The organism is Nonomuraea phyllanthi, from assembly GCF_006334985.2.
GTDB lineage: Bacteria > Actinomycetota > Actinomycetes > Streptosporangiales > Streptosporangiaceae > Nonomuraea > Nonomuraea phyllanthi.
Genome location: NZ_VDLX02000010.1, coordinates 360,382 through 379,555 on the forward strand (window position 1 = coordinate 360,382; position 19,174 = coordinate 379,555).

General features: G+C 73.9%; 12 protein-coding genes. 7 read left to right on the top strand and 5 right to left on the bottom strand.

The window, feature by feature from the left end; translation table 11 throughout:
- Positions 1-52: 52 nt before the first annotated feature.
- Entirely contained in the window at positions 53-976 is a 924-nt protein-coding gene (locus FH608_RS27430; protein WP_139633459.1) for an alpha/beta hydrolase, read from the top strand.
- Here FH608_RS27430 and FH608_RS27435 read toward each other — a convergent pair.
- Complete coding sequence (locus FH608_RS27435; protein ID WP_139633460.1) at positions 949-2,442, bottom strand: alpha/beta hydrolase family protein; 1,494 nt, start codon at positions 2,440-2,442, stop codon at positions 949-951. The genes FH608_RS27430 and FH608_RS27435 overlap by 28 nt on opposite strands.
- A gap of 107 nt (positions 2,443-2,549) precedes the next feature.
- Here FH608_RS27435 and FH608_RS27440 point away from each other — a divergent pair, with 107 nt between their 5' ends.
- Both FH608_RS27440 and FH608_RS27445 read left to right on the top strand, forming a co-directional pair.
- On the top strand, positions 2,550-3,659 hold the full coding sequence (locus FH608_RS27440; protein ID WP_139633461.1) for an exonuclease SbcCD subunit D: 1,110 nt from the start codon (positions 2,550-2,552) through the stop codon (positions 3,657-3,659).
- Positions 3,660-7,490: an AAA family ATPase gene (locus FH608_RS27445; protein ID WP_139633462.1), complete on the top strand. Its 3,831-nt coding sequence runs from the start codon at positions 3,660-3,662 to the stop codon at positions 7,488-7,490.
- 176 nt (positions 7,491-7,666) lie between these two features.
- Here the strand turns inward: FH608_RS27445 and FH608_RS27450 are convergent, their stop codons facing one another.
- Entirely contained in the window at positions 7,667-8,617 is a 951-nt protein-coding gene (locus tag FH608_RS27450; RefSeq protein ID WP_139633463.1) for a GlxA family transcriptional regulator, read from the bottom strand.
- Positions 8,618-8,716: 99 nt separating this feature from the next.
- Between FH608_RS27450 and FH608_RS27455 the strand changes: the two genes are divergently transcribed.
- Both FH608_RS27455 and FH608_RS27460 read left to right on the top strand, forming a co-directional pair.
- A complete protein-coding gene (locus FH608_RS27455; RefSeq protein ID WP_139633464.1) occupies positions 8,717-9,649 on the top strand; it encodes an MBL fold metallo-hydrolase in 933 nt (310 codons plus the stop codon).
- A gap of 127 nt (positions 9,650-9,776) precedes the next feature.
- The gene (locus FH608_RS27460) at positions 9,777-10,661 is read left to right on the top strand and encodes an NAD-dependent epimerase/dehydratase family protein (RefSeq protein WP_139633465.1); all 885 of its coding nucleotides are present in this window, start codon (positions 9,777-9,779) and stop codon (positions 10,659-10,661) included.
- A gap of 8 nt (positions 10,662-10,669) precedes the next feature.
- Here the strand turns inward: FH608_RS27460 and FH608_RS27465 are convergent, their stop codons facing one another.
- Positions 10,670-11,302 carry an HAD family hydrolase gene (locus FH608_RS27465; protein WP_226899958.1) on the bottom strand — a complete coding sequence of 211 codons (633 nt, stop codon included), beginning with the start codon at positions 11,300-11,302 and terminating at the stop codon, positions 10,670-10,672.
- Between the two features lie 85 nt (positions 11,303-11,387).
- On the opposite strand from FH608_RS27465, the gene FH608_RS27470 reads away from it, so the two are divergent.
- Positions 11,388-12,674, top strand: coding sequence for an MFS transporter (locus tag FH608_RS27470; RefSeq protein ID WP_139633467.1), 1,287 nt, complete (start codon positions 11,388-11,390; stop codon positions 12,672-12,674).
- A gap of 9 nt (positions 12,675-12,683) precedes the next feature.
- On the opposite strand, the gene FH608_RS27475 is transcribed toward FH608_RS27470, so the two are convergent.
- On the bottom strand, positions 12,684-13,904 hold the full coding sequence (locus FH608_RS27475) for a LeuA family protein (RefSeq protein WP_139633468.1): 1,221 nt from the start codon (positions 13,902-13,904) through the stop codon (positions 12,684-12,686).
- A 75-nt stretch (positions 13,905-13,979) separates the two neighbouring features.
- On the opposite strand from FH608_RS27475, the gene FH608_RS27480 reads away from it, so the two are divergent.
- Positions 13,980-15,383 (top strand): citrate synthase, encoded by a 1,404-nt coding sequence (locus FH608_RS27480; RefSeq protein WP_139633469.1) that lies wholly within the window; start codon positions 13,980-13,982, stop codon positions 15,381-15,383.
- Positions 15,384-15,778: 395 nt separating this feature from the next.
- Here the strand turns inward: FH608_RS27480 and FH608_RS27485 are convergent, their stop codons facing one another.
- Positions 15,779-19,174 carry a coiled-coil domain-containing protein gene (locus tag FH608_RS27485; RefSeq protein WP_394367704.1) on the bottom strand — a complete coding sequence of 1,132 codons (3,396 nt, stop codon included), beginning with the start codon at positions 19,172-19,174 and terminating at the stop codon, positions 15,779-15,781.

Consider the following 19,174-nt stretch of genomic DNA (forward strand, 5'->3'; position numbering starts at 1 on the left):
CGCGAGCCGCCCGGTATCCCCCATCCGCCGGACAATCTCTAAGGTGTCTTACATGTACGAGATCTCCGTGCTCCGCATGCCCGACGACTTCGAGGGCGAGGTCGTCGCCACGCTGATCTCCAGGACGGCGGGATCCCGCAGGGCCGTGCTCTACCTGCACGGGTTCACCGACTACTTCTTCCAGGACCACCTGGCCGAGCACTACGTCGAGCGCGGCATCGACTTCTACGCGCTCGACCTGCGCAAGTACGGCCGCTCGCTGCTGCCGCACCAGACCAGGGGCCTGATCAGGAGCGTCACCGACTACTTCCCCGAGATCGACGAGGCCGTCCGCCTCATCAGGCGGGACCACGACGAGGTGACGATCAACGCCCACTCCACCGGCGGCCTCGTCGCCGCCCTGTGGGCCGACCGGGTCAGGGGCCGGGGGCTGGTGCAGGGGCTGGCGCTCAACAGCCCGTTCTTCGACCTGAACGTGCCCGCCCCGCTCCGCCTGGCCGCCGACCTGCTCAGGACGCCGCTCTCGTACACGAAGAAGGCGCTCCCGCTCGGCCTCAACACCGTCTACGGGCAGACGCTGCACCGCAGCGAAGGCGGCGAGTGGGACTACGACCTGGATCTCAAGCCGCTGGCCGGCTTCTCGGTGCACTCCATGTGGCTGGCCGCCATCCGCCGGGCGCAGCGGCGGCTGCACGCGGGGCTCTCCGTGGACGTGCCGGTGCTCGTGCTCGCCTCAGCCACCGGCCTCCGGGTGCGCGACTTCGTGCCCGAGGCGCGCTCCGCGGACGTCGTGCTCGATCCGCGGCAGATCGCCCGCTGGTCCACGCAGGTGGGCCCGCACGTCACGTGCGTACGCATCCAGGACGGCGTACACGACCTCGTGCTGTCGGCCGAGCCGGTGCGCAAGCAGGTCTTCGCCGAGCTGGACCGCTGGATGACCACCTACGTTCACCAGGGGAACGAGAAGAGGCCGTAGTAGGCGGCGGCGACCAGCAGCAGGCCGGTGCCGCCGAGCACGCCCGCGACCGCGACGTGCTGCCAGCGCCCCGGACGCATGCCCTCGCGCAGCGCCGACAGGAACGCCGCCACCGCGGTGACCTCCTGGATCAGCATCAGCACGGCCAGGGCGCGGACGACCAGCCAGCCCGCCAGCACGGCCGGCCAGGCGCCGGCCTGGTTGACCGAGAACAGCACCAGCAGCGTGATGAACGCCACCACCGACGCCAGCAGGCCCAGAGCCGTCCAGGCCATCCGCCGCAGCCTGCGCCTGATCGGCGGCCACAGCACGGCGTTGATCTCGGCGGGTTCGCGGGTGCGGCCGCGCAGCCGTACGACCATGGCCGCGACCGGGCCGGCCACGTAGCCGACGGCGGCCAGGCAGATCGTCAGCCCCAGCATCGTGCCGCCCGCGTACCAGGGGGCGGCCGGCACGTCGCTCGCCTCGAACCGCTGCACCGGCGTGGTGCCCGCCATGTGCACGGCCGGGCGGGCCGTGCCGGGCAGCCCGATGATCCAGTTGCCCATGGTCTCGAGGTAGCCGGCGGTGAAGTCGCCGCCGTTGACCCGCATGGCGTGGTCGCCCCTGGCCATGAAGCGGATCGTGTAGTCGTCGTTGCCCGCCCGGCGCATGCCCGTGACGAGGGCCTGGGTGGACTCCACGAAGGGGATCGAGGGGTCCATCGTGCCGTAGAACGCCAGCACCGGCTGCTTGATCCGGCTCAACGCGGGCAGCGCGTCATATCTCAGGAAGTCGAAGCCGACCCCGCCCATCGCCCTGGTCAGCAGGTCGCGGGCGCCGATCGGGGCGCGCAGCCTGAGCAACTGCTCGTTCAGCGCCCAGGCGACCTGGCGCAGCGGGGAGACGTTCGGGGACGACACGAGGATCACGAACCCCACGTCGGGGCTCTTGCCCGCCGCGATCGGCACCACCCAGCCGCCCTCGCTGACGCCCCACAGTCCGACCCGGTCCGGGTCAACCTCCGGACGGGTGCGCAGGTACTCCACCATGCGCAGCGCGTCGTCGGCGAGCAGCGAGAAGTCGCGATGACGGAAGTCGTAGCCGACCGTGCGCTTGTCGAACGCGATCGTCACCACGCCCGCCTTCGCCAGGAACTCCGCCTGCGGCGTGAACTCCGTCCGCGACCCGTTGCCCGACCCCGACACGAACACCATCGCCGGATGGCGGCCGGGCGTCAGCGGCACCCGTAACGTTCCATACAGGCGCTGGCCCTCCGCCGCGACGGAGATCTCCTCCCTGCGGACGGGGTCGACCGCGACCACCGGCCGCAGCTCGGCGGCCGGCTGCGCCGGGATCGACTGGAAGGTGGGATCGACCTTGAGCGGCGGCGGATCGAACGCTGGAGGTAGGACGTATCCGACCGTCGCCAGAGCCACCAGCACCAGGCCGGCGGCGACGCTCAAGGTGCCACGGCCTGTGCGCATCGGCCTCCCCATGTGCGTTGGTTTGCCCGCCGATCAGCAAGCGTACTCCCGGCGCCTGGGGCGGAAGCGACCGCATATGTCAGTGGGACCTGTTAGCTTCCTGCGACATGCGGATCCTGCACACCTCCGACTGGCACCTCGGGCGCTCGTTCCATCGCGAGAGCCTGCTCGCCGGGCAGGCGGCGTTCGTCGACCACCTGGTCGAGACGGTGCGCTCGGAGCGGGTCGACGTGGTCGCGGTCGCGGGTGACGTCTACGACCGGGCGCTGCCGCCCGTCGACGCGGTCGCGCTGCTCGACGAGGCGCTCGCGCGGCTGCGCGCGGCCGGCGCCCGGGTGGTGCTGATCAGCGGCAACCACGACTCCGCGTTGCGGCTGCGCTTCGGCTCGGCGCTCTTCGAGGCCGCCGGCGTCCACGTGCGCACCTCGCCCGACCGGTCGTGGGAGCCGGTGACGGTCGGCGACGTGGCCTTTTATGGCATCCCCTACCTCGAGCCCGAGCTGGTCCGCGCCGCCTGGGAGCTGCCCGACCGCAGCCACACCGCCGCCATCACGTACGCGATGGACCGGATCAGGGCCGACGCCGCCCGCCACCGCGCGTCCGTCGTGCTGTCGCACTGCTTCGTCACCGGCGGGCAGGCCAGCGACAGCGAGCGCGACATCAGCGTGGGCGGGGTGGCGCACGTGCCGCTGTCGGCCTTCGACGGGGTGTCCTACGTCGCGCTGGGGCACCTGCACGGGCGGCAGCGCATGTCGGAGACCGTGCGCTACTCCGGCTCCCCGCTGGCCTACTCGTTCTCGGAGGTCGGCCACGTCAAGGGCTCGTGGCTGGTCACCCTGGGCGGCGGGGCGGAGTTCGTGCCGGCGCCCGTGCCCCGGCCGGTGGGGCGGCTGCGGGGCGAGCTGGAGGAGCTGCTGACCTCGCCCCGGCACGCGGCGTACGAGGACCACTGGCTGCAGGTCGTCCTCACCGACGCGGTCCGCCCCAAGTCCGCCATGGACCGCCTGCGCGCCCGCTTCCCCCATACCCTCGCCCTGTCCTTCGAGCCGGTCGGCGCCGCGCCCGCCGCCCAGCCCGTACGCCTCAGCGGGCGGCCGGAGGCGGAGGTGGCGCTCGATTTCGTCAGGGAGGTTCGCGGCGAGCCTGCCGCACCTGAGGAGGAAGACCTGCTAAGACAGGCCATCGAGGCGTCCAGGGTGAAGGAGACGATGGCGTAGATGCGGCCGCACCGGCTCTCGCTGACGGCGTTCGGGTCGTTCCCGGGCTCGGAGACGGTCGACTTCGACGCGCTGGCCGAGGCGGGCCTTTTCCTGGTCCACGGGCCCACGGGCGCGGGCAAGACCACGATTCTCGACGCGCTCTGCTTCGCCCTCTACGGCCAGGTCCCCGGCCAGCGCAACAGCGCCCGCAGCCTCCGCTGCGACCACGCCGCGCCCACGACCGGGCCGTCGGTGACGCTGGAGGTGTCCATCCGCGGCCGGTTACTCCGCATCCAGCGCTCACCCGCGTGGCGGCGGCCCAAGCTGCGCGGCGCCGGCTTCACGGAGGAGAAGGCCAAGGTCGTCGTGTCGGAGCGGCACGGGGCCGAGTGGCAGGGGCTGACGACCCGGCTCGACGAGGCGGGCGACCTGGTGGGCGGGCTGCTGGGCATGAACGCCGACCAGTTCTGCCAGGTGGCGATGTTGCCGCAGGGGGATTTCGCGCGGTTCCTGCGCGCGGACGGCGACGACCGGGCCAAGCTGCTGGAGCGGCTCTTCACGGTCAAGGTCTTCACCCAGGCCGAGTCGTGGCTGGCCGAGCACCGCAAGCTGGCGTGGCGGGAGGCGCAGGAGCTCCGGCAGGAGGTCGACTTCGCGGTCAAGCGGGTGGAGGAGGCGGCTGGCGACGCCCTCCACGCGCTGGGCGAGGCGACGCCCGATCCGGATGCCGCATCGGCGGCCGGCGTCGCGCACGACGACGCGGTGCCCACGCCCGAGGACGATCCCGTGCGATGGGCGGGGGCGCTGCTCGACGCGGCGCGGGCCGTCGTGACCAGGATCGGCGAGGATCACGCGTCGGCCGGGCGGGCGCTGCGGGCGGCGCGGCTGCGGTTCGAGCAGGCAGCCGCGCTGGCCGACCGGCAGCACCGCTACGCCGAGGCGCTCACCGTGCGCCGCACTCTCGACGAGCGGGCGGACGAGCGAGCCGACCTGCAGGCCATCCTCGACGACGCCGCGCGGGCCGACCGGGTGCTGCCCCTGATCACGGCGGTCAGGCAGCGCTCGGAGGCCGCCACCAAGGCACGCGCCCTGGCCGCCGACGCCCTCGCCCGGGCCCGTCCCCTGCTGACCCGGCAGGCTGAACGGGAACGCCCGGCGCCCGGGCCGGCCCCCGCCTATGGTCCCGGTCCGGGCTCAGGCGGCTCGGAGACGGCTGAGACGGCTGAGACGGCGTCCGGCCGTGGCGCCGATCGCGGCTCAGGCGGCTCGGAGACGGCGTCCGGCCCTGGCGCCGCGTCCCCGGTAGGAGATTCCTGGGCGGACGGTGCTCCGGCGGATGAGCTGGCGCGGCTGGAGCGGGAGCGGCAGGCGGAGATCGCGCGGCTGTCGGAGCTGCTCACCGAAGAGGCCAGGCTGTCGGTGGTGCGGCGCGACCTGCTGCGGGTCGAGGAGGAGCTGGCGGAGCTGGTCGGCGCCGACGAGGCCGTGAGCGCGCGGCTGGCCGTCCTCCCCGGGCTCATCGAACGCGCGGAGGCCAGGCTGGCGCAGGCGCGGGTGGACGCCGCCAGGATCCCCGCCGCGCAGGCCGTACGCGATGCCGCCGCCCATCTCATCGAGATCGACGACGAGCTGGCCGCGCTGGCCGGAGAGCTCGACGCGCTGGCACAGCGCGAGGCCGAGGTGTCGGCCGCCGAGGCCGAGCTGCCCGGCCGCGTCGCCGACGCCGGGGCGGCGCTGGCGGAGGTGCGGGCGCAGGCGGCGGCCGTCCCGGCGGCTTCCGCGAGCCTCGACGCCGCCAGGGCCACGCTCGAGGCCACCCGCCGCCGCGACGCCCTGGCCGTGGAGCTGGAGGCCGCCGTCGCCGCCCACCAGGTGCTCGTCGACCACGCCCAGGCGCTGCGCGAACGCTGGCTCGACCTGCGTCAGGCCCGCATCGACGGCATGGCGGCGGAGCTGGCCCGCGACCTGACGGAGGGGCGGCCGTGCGCCGTCTGCGGCTCCGACCACCACCCCCATCCCGCCTCTCCGGCCCCCAGCGCCCCTTCGGCCGACGACGAGCACGCGGCCGAGGCCGCCCACGAAGCCGCCCTGACCGAACGCGAGGCGGCCGAACGCGCCCTCGCCTCCCTCGAGTCCCGGCACGCCGACGCGCTGGAGGCCACGGAGGGGCTGGACGTGCCGACGGCGGAGGCCCAAGTGCTGGGGGCGGAGGAGGAGGTGGCCCGCCTCCAGGCGGTGGCCGACCGCGAGCCCGCCCTGGCCGCCGCCCTCGACCGGATCGAGACCGAACGCGAACGGGTGAGAGACCAGGCCAGGGAGATCGCCGAGGCCCTCGCGGCCCACCGCGCCCACCGCACCCACCTGGAGTCCGAACGCGCCCGCCTCCACACCCGCCTCATCGAGCCTCCGGATGCGGAGACGGTCGCCGATCCCGCCGGCTTCCGGCCCGCCCAGGAGAGCGCCGCCGTGGCGAGCGGTGCTCCCGGCGCGGTGGCTGGGCCGCCCGGCATCGGGCGGGACGCCGGGGTGGCGGGCGCAGAAGGGGACGCTCCGGCGCCCGGCGGCGGCTCCGGGCCGGAGGGGGCGGACGGGCCTGTCCTGCTCGACCGTGCCGAGCGCGAACTGCGCAGGTTGCGGGCGTCGTCCGGTGAGGAGCCGGTGCTGGCACGGGAGGCGGCGGCGCTCGGCAAGGAGCGCCTGGAGCTGGAGGAGCGCGGGCGCCGGGTGGCGGCGCGGCTCGCGGCCTGCCGCACGAGGCACGAAGAGCTGAGCGGCGACGCCGGGCGGCTCGGCGCGCGGCTGGACGCCGCGCGGGGCGACGACGCCACCCTGACCGCGCGCCTGTCCAGGCTGCACGACGAGGCCGAGCTGCTGCGCGAGGCGCTGGAGGCGACGCAGGCGGCGCTGGCGGCGGGCGAGGAACTGGTCAGGGCCCGGCGGGCGGCCCACGAGGCGGCCGTCGAGTCGGGGTTCGCGGACGTGGCGGAGGCGGAGGCGGCGGTCAGGAGCCCGGCCGAGCGGGAGCGCAGGGCGGAGGCGTTGCGGCGGCTGGACGACGAGCACGCCGCCGTGACCAGCGTCCTCGCCAGTCCGGAGCTGATCGCGGCCGCCGCCGAGCCCGCGCCCGACCTGGTGGCGATCGAGAGCGAACGCGACGGCGCGGAGGAGGCGTACACGCGGCTGTCGAGCGAGCGCGACCGCGCCGTGGCCAGGGCGGAACGCCTCGAGGAGCTGCACGGCGAGCTGCGCGAGCGCATCGAGCGGTGGCTCCCCGCCGCCGAGCGGCACCGGCTGGCCGAGCGGATGGCGGCGCTGGCCAGCGGGACGTCCAGCGACAACCAGTGGAGCATGAGCCTGTCGTCGTTCGTGCTGGGCGAGCGGCTGCGGCAGGTCGTGGACGCCGCGAACGAGCGGCTCGACCACATGTCGGCGGGGCGCTACCTGCTGCGGCACGACCTGCGGAAGACCGCGGGGTCGCGGGGGCGCTCGGGCGGCGGGCTGGGGCTGCGGGTGGCCGACGGGTGGACCGGCGTCGATCGCGACCCGGCCACGCTGTCCGGCGGCGAGAGCTTCATCACCTCCCTGGCCCTGGCGCTGGGCCTGGCCGACGTCGTCACGGCCGAGGCCGGCGGCACGGAGCTCGGCACGCTGTTCGTGGACGAGGGCTTCGGCACCCTCGACGAGGACACCCTCGACGGCGTGCTGGACATCCTCGACGGGCTGCGCGACGGCGGGCGGGCCGTGGGCATCGTCAGCCACGTCGCCGAGCTGCGGTCACGGATCACCGCCCAGCTCAAGGTCACCAAGACCCGCACGGGCTCCACCCTGTCACTGGCCGGCGTGCGCTGAGGTCCCCCGCTGCGGCGGCCCGGCTCCCGTGCCGCGCGGCCTCGACCACCGGATGAGCTCCGCCTGCCGGATTTCCTCGCCGAGCTGATCGGGGCCCTGCTCCCGGGCGGGCCGGCGGGTGATGTACGCGCGGCACTCGCCGGCCGGCTGACGCACCAGGATCAGGTCGATCTGGTTCAGTGGCCGTACAGGCGGCGGTAGCGGCCGGGCGAGGTGCCGATCAGCCGGGCGAAGTGGCGGCGCAGCAGCGCGGTGACGCCGAAGCCGCAGCGCGCCGCGACCTGGTCGATGGGCAGCGTCGTGGACTCCAGCAACTGCTGGGCGCGGGCGATGCGGGCGTGCAGCAGCCACTGGGCCGGGGTGGTGCCGGTGTAGTCGGCGAAGTGGCGGGCGAACGTGCGCGGGCTGGTCCGGGCGTGCGCGGCCAGGTCCGCCACGGTCAGCGACTGGTCGAGACGCTCCAGCGCCCACGCCTGGGTGGCGGCGATGTCCGGGGCGGCCGACCCCGGGGCGGGGACCGGCCGGGCGACGTACTGGGCCTGCGCGCCGTCGCGGTGACCGGCGGCGACCAGGTGGCGGGCGATGGTGTTGGCCACGTTGACGCCGTGCGCCAGCCGTACGAGGTGCAGGCACAGGTCGATGCCCGCGGTGGCGCCCGCCGAGGTCCAGATGCCGCGATCCTCCACGAACAGAGCGCCGGGATCGACGGTGACCTCGGGGTGCGCCTCGGCCAGTCGCCCCGCCAGCAGCCAGTGGGTGGTGGCGCGGCGCCCGTCCAGCAGCCCGGCGGCGGCCAGCACGAAGGCGCCGCTGCACAGGGCGGCGATGTCGGTGCCCCGATCGGCCGCCGCGCGCAGCGCGTCGGCCAGCCGCCCGTCCAGCGGCTCGCGGGGGATGCCGGCGCCGGGGATGACGATCAGGTCGGCGTCGGCGAGGCCGTCCAGCGTGTGCGCGGCCCGCACGAGCGCGGCGGGCTCCATCGTGACCGGAGCTCCGTCGGCCGAGCAGAGCCGCAGGTCGAACCGCGGCACCCCGGCGCGGGAGCGATCGGCTCCCCACACCCAGCAGGCCACCGAGTAGTCCAGAACGCTCATCTCGTCATGCATGAGGAGAGCGACGCTGCGCATGGCAGGAATGTAGCGCATGTTGACATTCCTGTTACTCCTGCCGCCTTGGCCGCCTCGATCAGGATGATCCCCGGAGCCGAACGCAGAGGAGACAGACCCATGACCGGAGTGCAACGACGGACGTTCCTGTGGGGCGCGGTGGCCGCAGGAGCGGGCGCGCTCCTGCCGGCGACCGCCCTTCCCGGAGCCGCGCTGGCAGAGGCGTCGCCGGGCGGGGCCATCACGTCAAGGTCCGTGGGCGCCTTCGACGTCGTGGCGCTTCGCGACTCCACCGACACCTTTCCCGCCACGCGGACCGAGATGTTCCCTGACGCGACGGACGCCGACTGGCGGCGGGCCCGCCGGGCCGACCCCGGCGCGTTCGGCCCCGGCCTGGCCTGGAAGCTCGACTTCCGCTGCTACGCGGTGCGGCGTCCCGGCGGGCGGATCGCGCTCGTGGACGCCGGGGTCGGCCCGGCCGGCAGCCCCGGCTCCACGTGGGCCGCCCCCGGTGTCCTGCCCGACCTGCTCGCCGCCGCCCACCTCGACGTGGCGGACGTGGACCTCGTCGTGCTGACCCACGTCCACGAGGACCACATGGGCTGGTCGGTGAGCACGGACGGGGTGCCGACGTTCCCGAACGCCCGGTACGTCGTCCAGCGGACCGAGGTGGCGCGGCTCGCGGAGAACAGCCCGATGCGCGACTACCTGATCGTCCCCTTGCAACGCACCGGGCAACTCCACGAGATCTCCGGCGAGGTACGGCTGGCGGGCGCGCGCGGCAGCCGGCTCACCGCGATCCCGACACCGGGCCACACCGTGGGGCACCAGTCGGTGCTCGTCGACGGCCACGGCCGGCGCATGATGATCACCGGCGACGTTCTGGTGCACGCCGTGCAACTGGTCAACCCGGACGTCCGCTACGCGCTGGAGGCCGACCAGGCGGTGGCCGCCGAAACGCGCCGTACCCTGCTCGCGGACGCCAGACGACGCCGCACCACCCTGGCAACGGCCCACCTGACCAGCCCCTTCACCGACCCGTACCGCCCTTGACGCCGCACGTGCCGGATCTGATCTTCTTGCCGGCACTCCGTGTACGCGCAGGGCGGACGGGCGGGGGAGCGGCCGGGCGCGGATCTCGCGTAGATTTCTCGCACCGAACCCCTTAAGGAGCGAGCCCATGCGCGTCGTCGTCACCGGAGCCCACGGCAAGGTAGGCCGCGCGGCCGTCAAGGCGCTGGCCGCGGCCGGTCACGAGGTGACCGGCGTCGATGTCACGCGCCCGGTCTTCGAGCGGCACGAGCCCGACGAGCCCGGCTACAAGCAGGCCGAGCTGACCGACGCCGGGCAGGCGTTCGCCGTGGTGCACGGGGCGGACGCGGTCGTGCACGCCGCCGCCATCCCCGACCCCACGGCCAACGCGCCGCACGTGGTGTTCCACAACAACCTGATGGCCACGTTCAACATGATCGAGGCCGCGGTCCGCTGCGGCGTCTCCCGTTTCGTGAACATCTCCAGCGAGACCGTCCCCGGCTACTTCTTCGCCGACCGGCCGTTCCTGCCCGACTACGCGCCGGTGGACGAGGAGCACCCGGCCCGGCCGCAGGACCCGTACGCGCTGTCCAAGCACTTCGGCGAGCAGCTCATGGACGCCGCGGTGCGCCGCTCCGACATCGCGTGCATCTCGCTGCGGCCGAGCTGGGTGCAGCACGAGGGCAACTACGAGCGCAACATCGGCCCCCAGGTGCGCGACGCCTCCGTGATCGGGGCGGGGCTGTGGAGCTACACCGACGTGTACGACCTCGCCGACGCGATCGTCCTGGCCACGGAGTCCGACCTACCCGGCCACGAGGTGTTCTACATCGCGGCGCCCGACAACGCGGGCGGCCACGACTTCGCCGCGGTGCTGCGCGAGCACTACGGCGACCGGATCGCGCTGCGCCCGCTCGACCGGAAGGACTCCTCGGGCATCTCGTGCGCCAAGGCGCACCGCCTGCTGGGCTGGACGCCGAAGCGCACCTGGCGCGACTACCTGGACGACGAGGGGCACACGCTGCCGGCCTGACCTCCGCCTCAGCGGAGCGCGTCGATCAGGTCGGGCAGCGCGGCCGGGTGGTGGAAGAGGGTGGCGCCCAGGCCGTTGAGGCGCGAGGCCGGGGTGAGGCCGCCCGCGAAGGCGAGGCAGCGCATGCCGGCGCTCACCGCCGCCGTCACGCCGAACGGGCTGTCCTCCACCACCACGCACCGCTCCGGCGCCGCCCCCAGCGTGGCCGCCGCGTGCAGGAACAGGTCCGGCGCCGGCTTGCCCTGGGCCACGTCCTCCGCGCTGAACACCCGCCCGCCGAACCGCTCGGCCAGCCCCGTCAGCTCCAGGCTGCGGCGGATCGTGGTGTGCCGGCCGTTCGAGGCCACGCAGACGGGCAGGGTCAGCCGGTCGAGCGCCTCCACGATGCCCTCGACCGCGCACAGCTCGGCCTTGACCGCGGCCTCGTACTCGGTGCGGACCTGCTCCCACCAGCCCGGGGGCGTCTCGCCCACCTGCTGCTCCCAGTACTCGTTCGAGCAGCCGACGAACCGCTCGGCGTACTCCGCCTCCTCGATCGTCCAGCCCAGGCGCCGCAGCGCCGCCGTGCCCACGCGCACGGAGATCGGCTCGCTGTCCACGAGCACTCCGTCGCAGTCGAAGATGACCAGATCGACAGCCAACCCGAATCCCTTCCCATGTGACATATCGCGGGTGATAGCTTCTCAGTATCACGTCACAAGACGCTAGTCCGCATAGTGAGACACCATGACGACGTCCCCCCAGCTCGCCGCGCCCAGCAGGTCCAGGATCGCGGCCGCCAGCCTCATCGGCACCGCGATCGAGTTCTACGACTTCTACATCTACGGCACGGCGGCGGCGCTGGTGCTCAACACCGCGTTCTTCCCCAAGATGGACTCCGTGGCGGGCAGCCTGGCGGCGTTCTCGACGTTCGCCGTGGCGTTCCTGTCCCGCCCGCTCGGCTCCGCCCTGTTCGGGCACTGGGGCGACCGGGTCGGCCGAAAGTCGATGCTGGTCGTGTCGCTGCTGGTGATGGGCCTCTCCACGGTCGTGATCGGGCTGCTGCCCGGCTACGCGTCGATCGGCGTGGCCGCGCCGGTGCTGCTGGTCCTGCTGCGCTTCACCCAGGGCATCGGGCTCGGGGGCGAGTGGGGCGGCGCCGCGCTGCTGGCCACCGAGCACGCCCCGCCCGGCAAGCGCGGGCTCTACGCGATGTTCCCGCAGCTCGGCCCGTCCGTCGGGTTCGTGGTGGCGAACGGCCTGTTCCTCGTCCTCGGCGAGACGCTCAGCGACGGGGAGTTCGGGGCGTGGGGGTGGCGGCTGCCGTTCGTGGCGAGCCTGCTGCTCGTGATCGTCGGCCTGTACGTACGGCTCAAGATCTCCGAGACCCCGGTCTTCCAGGCCGCCATGGACGAGCGGCGGATCGCCAGGGTGCCGTTCGCCGGGCTCATGCGGCACCAGTGGAGGCGCGTGCTGCTCGGCGCCGGCGCCATGACCGTGGCGTACACGCTCTTCTACACCGCCACCACCTACTGCCTGGCGTACGGCACCAACACGCTGGAGATCCCGAAGACCACCATGCTCGCCCTGACCATGGTGGGAGTCGTGTTCATGGCCGCGGGCACGGTGGCCTCCGCGATGGTCTCCGACCGCCTGGGCCGCCGCCGCACCCTGATCGCCGGGACGGGCGTGGCGATCGTGTGGGGGCTGGTGATGTTCCCGCTGATGGAGACCGGGTCCGTCCTCCTGGTCGGGCTGGCCCTGGCGGGCGCGCTCGGCCTGATGGGGCTGATCTTCGGGCCGATGGGCGCGTACCTGCCGGAGCTGTTCAGGACCCAGTTCCGCTACAGCGGCGCCTCGGTCGCCTACAGCCTCGGCGGCGTGCTCGGCGGCGCGGTGCCCCCGCTGGTGGCCACCGGCATGCAGGCGAGCGGGCTGGGCGTCATGGCCGTCGGCGTGTACGTCGCGGCGATGGCCGTGCTGAGCCTGCTCTGCCTGCTGGCGCTGCCCGAGACGGGCGAGGAATCCCTCTGACCGGCTGTTCTAAGGAGTGTCGTAGCCGGGGAACAGCAGGGACAGCTCGCGCGGGTACGCGGCGATCAGGCGCAGCTCGTCGTCGGTGAGCGGGCGGCCGGTCATGGCGTTGCAGAGCTGCACCAGCCGGAACGCCAGGTCCTCCTCCCGTACCTCCACGCCCAGCCCGTCCATGACGTGCCGGAAGCCGGCCTTGCCGCCGTACTCGCCGGTCAGCACGACCCGGCCGGCCCGCGCGTGCCGGTCCTCGGGGAACGGGCCCAGCGTGGCCTCGTCGTACAGCTCGTAGTTGCCGTGGTCCTTCAGCGCGCCGTCGGCGTGGATGCCGCTCTCGTGCGCGAACGCGTTGCGCCCCACCCCGACCTGGTTGTACGGCAGCGGCTGCCCGAACGCGTAACTCGCCCACAACGCGAACCTGCGCGCCCACGACAGGTCGAGCGCGTCGCCGATCTCCGCGTCGAGCCCGAACCCGTGCCGGAAGGCGAGCACGGTGGAGAGCAGGTCGGCGTTGCCGGAGCGCTCGCCGATGCCGTTCACGCACGTGTTGATCCACGCGTCCTGGCCCGCGTCGAGGTCGCCGAGCGCGCCCGAGACGGAGTTGGCCACGGCCAGGCCCAGGTCGTTGTGGCAGTGGGTCTCGACCGGCATCGCGGTGGCGGCGGCCAGCTTGGCGAAGCGCTCGCGGATCCTGTCGGGCGTGTCGCCGCCGATCGTGTCGCAGTAACGCACCCGGTCGGCGCCCGCCTCCTTGGCCGCCAGCGCGAACTCCAGCAGGAAGCCGTCGTCCGTACGCGAACCGTCCTCCGCGTTCACCCCCACGGTCTCGGCGCCGGCGGCCTTGGCGGCGCGCACCGCGGCCGTCATCTCCCGGATGATCGCGCTCCTGTCCAGCCGGCCACGGAACTTGTTCTGGATCATGTAGTCGGACGTCGAGATGGACAGGTTGTAGTGCCTGAGCCCGAGCGGGGCCGCCCGCTCCACGTCCTGCGGCACGCCCCGGCACCATCCGGACAGCCGCAACCCGCCGAACGCCCCCGCCTCGGCCAGCGCCACCTGCGCTCTGACGTACGGGACCTCGTGGAACAGGAACGGGAAGCCGATCTCGGACTGCGCCACGCCGAGCTTGGCCAGATAGAAGTTGACCATGGTCTTGCCGAACTTCGACAGGCCGGTGCGCGCGGTCTGCACGCCGTCCCGGTTGGTCACGTCGAGGAAGTGAACTTTTGGCATGCCTCCACGTTGACATGCTCGCTCAACGTGGATCAATATTGATTTTCATCAACATATTGAAGGGGGCTGTGCAGGGTGGAGTGGATCGACGCGGCCACCGCCGCCGAGCGGCTCGGCGTCAAACCGGCCACGCTGTACGCGTACGTGAGCCGTGGCGTGCTGCGGCGGCGGCACGGGGAGGACGGGCGGCGCAGCCTCTTCTCGGCGGAGGAGGTCGAGCGCCTCGCCCGCCGGGGGCGGCCCCGCAGCCAGCCGCCGGAGCTGGTCATCGAGTCGGCCATCACGGCGCTCGGCGTGGACCGGCCCTACTACCGGGGGGTGGACGGGCTGGAGCTGGCACGTACCGGCGACTTCGAAACGGTCGCCACCTGGCTCTGGACCGCCGACCCGGGGCACACCGCCGTCCCGGAACGCACTCGGCCCGGCAGCACACCGGAGGACACCCGGCACGGCGGCGCACCGGAGGACGCCCGGCACGGTGACGCGCCGAGGAGCGCCAGGCCGGCCGGCGCACCGGGAGATGCCGGTCACGGTGGCGCACCGGAGGGCGCAGGGCCTGGCGGCGCACCACCGGCGACCGAGGGAAGCGGCGGTGCTGGGGTGCGGGTTCGGTGGCCGGTGCCGTGGCGGTGCGAGCCGGACGCGTTGCGAGCCGCCGTGGCCGCGCAGCGCGGGCTCCCCGAGGACCTCCTGCCCCTCGATCGCCTCCAGGTGATCACCACGGTCCTCGGCGCGTCCGACTCCCTGCGCTTCCAGCTCGACCCCGCCTCTGTCACCGCCACCGGCCGGCGCATGATCGCCGGTCTTGTGGACGCCCTGCCCCAGCTCAGCGAGCCCCAGGGCGAGTCGATCGCCGAGCGCCTGTGGTCCCGCCTGTGCCCGCACCCCGCCACCCCGGCTCTCCTCGACGCCGTCCAGGCCGCCCTGGTGCTGCTCGCCGACCACGAACTGGCCGCCTCCACGCTGGCCGCGCGGGTCGCCGCGTCCGCCCGGGCCGACCCGTACGCGGTCGTGCTGACCGGACTCGGCGTGCTGGGCGGCCCGCTGCACGGCGGCGCGTCGTACGGCGCGGAACGCCTGCTCGCCGAGGTCGCCGAGCCGCGCCAGGCCGCGCGGGCGGTCGCCGAGCGGGTCCGCCGGGGCGAGCGCATCCCCGGCTTCGGCCACAGCGTCTACAAGAACGGCGACGCGCGCGGCGCCCTGCTGCTCGACCTGGTCAAGGAGGCGGCGCCGGGGCACGAGCGGATCGCGGCCGGGGTGGCGGTGCTGGAGGAGATGCGCAGGCGCCGCCTTCCCGAGCGCAACATCGACTTCGCCCTGGCCGTCCTCACCGCAGTGAGCGGCATGGTGAGCGGCGCGGGCGAGGCCATCTTCGCGGTGGCCAGGGCGGCGGGCTGGCTGGCGCACGCCATGGAGGAGTACGGCCGGGGCACCCTCCTCCGCCTACGCGCCTCCTACACCGGCCCGCCGATCACATGAACGGCCGTCCGAGCCACGCACCCGACAGGACCCGTGGATGGCCGGGCGTCCGAGCCACACAGCCCACCCGACCAGACACCAGCGGCCGACCGCCCGACGCACGCCCACTTAGCAGCCGAGCGGTCCACACACGCAGGGCTGCCGATGCCGTCGATGCCAGGGTGTCCGACGCATGCATGCACACTGCCTGTCTCGTTGGGGGCAGGACGGTCGACGTACGCGAGCCCGCCGGTTAATTGGTGGCAGGGCGGTGGACGTGCGCCGGCGGCCCGGCCAGGCCGGCGGCCCTACGCGACGCGGCCCACCCGGCCAGGTCACCGGTTGACCGCCCTACGCGCCGCAGCCGCCCCGACCAGGCCGGCGGCCGACCGCCCCACGCGACGCCGGCCGACCCGTCAGGTGGTGGCCGGGCGCTCGACGTAGGCCGCCAGGGCGCGCACCCGTTCGGCGTGCTCGTCGTGCCCCACGATCACCGGCGGCTCGTTGTACGGCATCGCGTCCGACGAGCGCCGCAGCTTGATGTACTGGCCGCAGGCGTCGATCGCGTACGGTTCCATGTCGTCCTGCAACGCCCCGATCACCGTGATCCCGTACGTCTCGCCGATCCGCCTGAACAGCGCGACCGCCTCCCGGCGGTGCTCCTTGCCCAGGTTGCGCCCCAGCTCGTCGAGCACCAGGCACAGATGCCCGCCCCCTGACGAGGCGATGGCCGCCGCGCACACCAGTTTGACGGCCTTCTCGTCCATGAGCGCGGTGTTGGCCCGCCGGTTGTACGGCACGAACCCCTGCCCCTCGCCGCGCCGCCACTTCGGCGTCACCCGCCACTGCCAGCGCTGCTCGGGGTCGGCGGGCGCGGGCGGCACGGGGAACTCCAGCGTCGCGCCGTACCCGCCGTACGACGTGTCCAGCTTCTCGAACTCCTCCGCCACCCGCGTGAGCCGCGCCTTGATCGCCGCCGTCAGCGCCGCCCGGTGCACGGCCGTCGACTGCGCCGCCTCCTCGGCGCCCCGCGCCGCCGCGGCCAGGTCGCGCTGCCTGGAGACGACCTGGGCCTCGATCTGGCGCCGCTGGTGCCGTTCGTACTCCTCCTGGCCCCGCAGATAGGACGCCAGCGCCCCGCACACCGCCCCGAACGTCGCCTGCTCCCGCGCCGCGCTGCCGCCCCGCTCGCTCAGCAGGAACCGCAGCTCCTCCGGGATCTCCGCGTCCTCCTCCGGGAACGTGTCGCGCAGCGCCTGGTCGAAGTGGCGCTCGGCGATCCGCCACCACTCCTCCGCCGCGCGCGGCCGCTCCTCCTCCGGCAGGGCGTCCAGCCATGCGCGTGCCATCTCCACCGTGCCGCCCCAGTCGGCGGCCAGCGCGTCGAGCTTGAGCGAGTCGCGTTCGGCGGCGACCTTGGCGGCCTGGTCGCGGGCCTGCGAGCGCTCGGCCTCGTGCCGGTGCCGCCGCCCCTCCAGGCGTTCGATCTCCATGTCCCTGGTCCTGGCCCGGAAGTCCAGCGCCCCAGCCTGCCGCTCGGCCTCGGCGACCTTCGGCGCGACCTCCTCGATCGCCGCGTTGAGCTCGGCCAGCCTCGCCCGCCGCTCGCCCAGCTTCGCCTCCAGCTCGGCCAGCCGCACCCCGGCCCTGGCCCCTTCGAGCCGCCGCTGCGCCTCGGCGACGGCTTCCTCCCCATGGTGTACGGCCTGCGCCGCCGCCTCCTGGCTGTCCTTCGCCCGGTTGAGCCGCTGCTCGGCCGCCTTGATCCGGGCTTCCCGCCCGGTCGCCACCCCGTCGAACGCCCCCACGACGCTCACCCCGGCCGAGCTGACCAGCACGGAACCGGGCAATCCGGCCAGCGCGGCAGCGGCCTCACCCAGCTGCGCCGCGTCCACGATCACCGCGTGCTCGTTGGGCCAGCCGCGCAGCCCGCCCAGAACGACCCCGCCGGCCGCCTTCGCCCCACCGCCGTTCGCCCCACCGCCGTTCGCCTTCCCGTAGCGGGCCTTGAGCGCGGCTCCCAGTGCCTCGGCCCTCTGCCCGCTGCGCGCAGCCTCCGCATCTCCAGCCTGGCCGTCCCGCGACGCCCCGTCGTCACCCTGGACGTCAGGCGCCCCGGCATTCGGGACGTCGCCGTTCCGCTCACCGTCGCCGTTCCGGGGGCCGAGATCTCCGGCACCTGGCCCGCGTACCGCACGGGAGGGTGACGCGACAGCGGACGTGTGGGCGGCGTCGCGGGCCTGCTCGGCCACGTCCAGCGCGTCCAGCAGCCCCGTCGCGCCGATGCCGGCCGCCGCCAGCGCGTTGAGCTGGGCCGCCGCCGGCCCGCCCTCCGCGTCGTCCAGCGCCGCCTGCGCGCTCGCCACCTCCTGGTCGGCCACGCCCAGCGCCTTGAGCGCCTCGTTGAGCCGCAGGCGCACCTCCTCCAGCTCCCGCTCCGCCGTGGGCACGTCGCGCCCGTCGGCGAACCGCCGCGTCTCCTCAAGCGCCGGGATCATCGCGCGCAGCTCGTCGGCGGAGTTCTCCGCCACCGCGCGGTCGGCGTCGAGCTTGGCCGACCGCGCCTGGAGCGCCGCCAGCTCCTTGCGGGCCTGCGAGACCTGCCGGTCGAGGGTGTCCTCCCGCAGCGTGGCGATCTCCGCCCTCGTCAGCGCGATCGCCTCGGCCGCCGCCTCGCCGGCCGCGTGGTGCCGCTCCAGATCGGCGGCCAGCGACTCGTCCTTGGCCGCCGCGTCGGCCAGCTTGCGCGCCTGCCTGCCCCGCCAGCAGCGCAGCGCGTCCGCCAGCCGCACCCGCGCCTGGTCGCGCCGGTCGAACGTGGTCAGCAGCGCCTTCGACTCACCCTCGAACTCCGCCAGGCGTTCGGCCGCCTGCGCCGCGCGCACCCGCTTGGCGTGCTCGTCACGGCGGGCCTCGCGCTCCTGCTCCAGCTCGGCGTCGAGGCCGGTCAGGGCGGCGATGGCCTCGAAGACGCGTTCGGGGGAGATCTCGTTGAGCGGCTGGGAGAGCAGGTTGGTGGCGACCTTGCTGCGTACGGACGTGGACAGGAACGACACGCACCTGACCTTGTCGCCGTAGAGGACCTTGGTCAGGTCGCGCGCCACCACGTCGCGCCGTCCGGCCGACTTGGGCAGGGACGCCCAGATCTCGTCGGCCCGCGCCACCCGCTCCGCCTCGGACGGGGAGCCCGCCAGGTGCACCCCCTCGCGCCAGCGGATCTCCAGGTGCGGCGCCTCCTGGTTGACCTTGAGCCACACGGTGAGCGCGCCGCCCGAGGTGTCGGGCACCTCGAACAACTCGCCGTCCTGGCTTTCGAGCACGAGCTCACCCTCGGCACGGTCCACCCCTGTGCCGCCGGCCGCCGGACCCTCGCCCGCCCGCTCAGGGGTCGCGGCCGCCGGACCGGGGCCGGGTGAAGCGACGCCCCCCGGGGCAGGTTGCTCAGGGTGGTCCGTGCCGGGCTGGTCGAAGCCGTCCATGCCGGGCCGGCCGAACACGCCCACGATGTAGCCGTGATCGGCGCTCGCCCACTGCCGCGCCCCGGCGCCGCTGGCCAGCTCCGCGTTGAAGAGCAGCTCGGACACCGCCTTGGCCCCGGAGGCGAAACGCCACTGCTCGTCGCCGAGCAACGCCGTGATCGACGCGATGAACGACGACTTGCCGGCGCCGTTGGAGTCCTTCGGACCGGCGCCCGCGACGACGATGAGGGTGCCGGGCACGGTGGGCACCGGATGGGTCGAAAGCCGCGAAATGTTGACCGCCTGCACGGCGATCAGTACGCGGTCCCCGACGACGTTCTCCAACTGCGACAC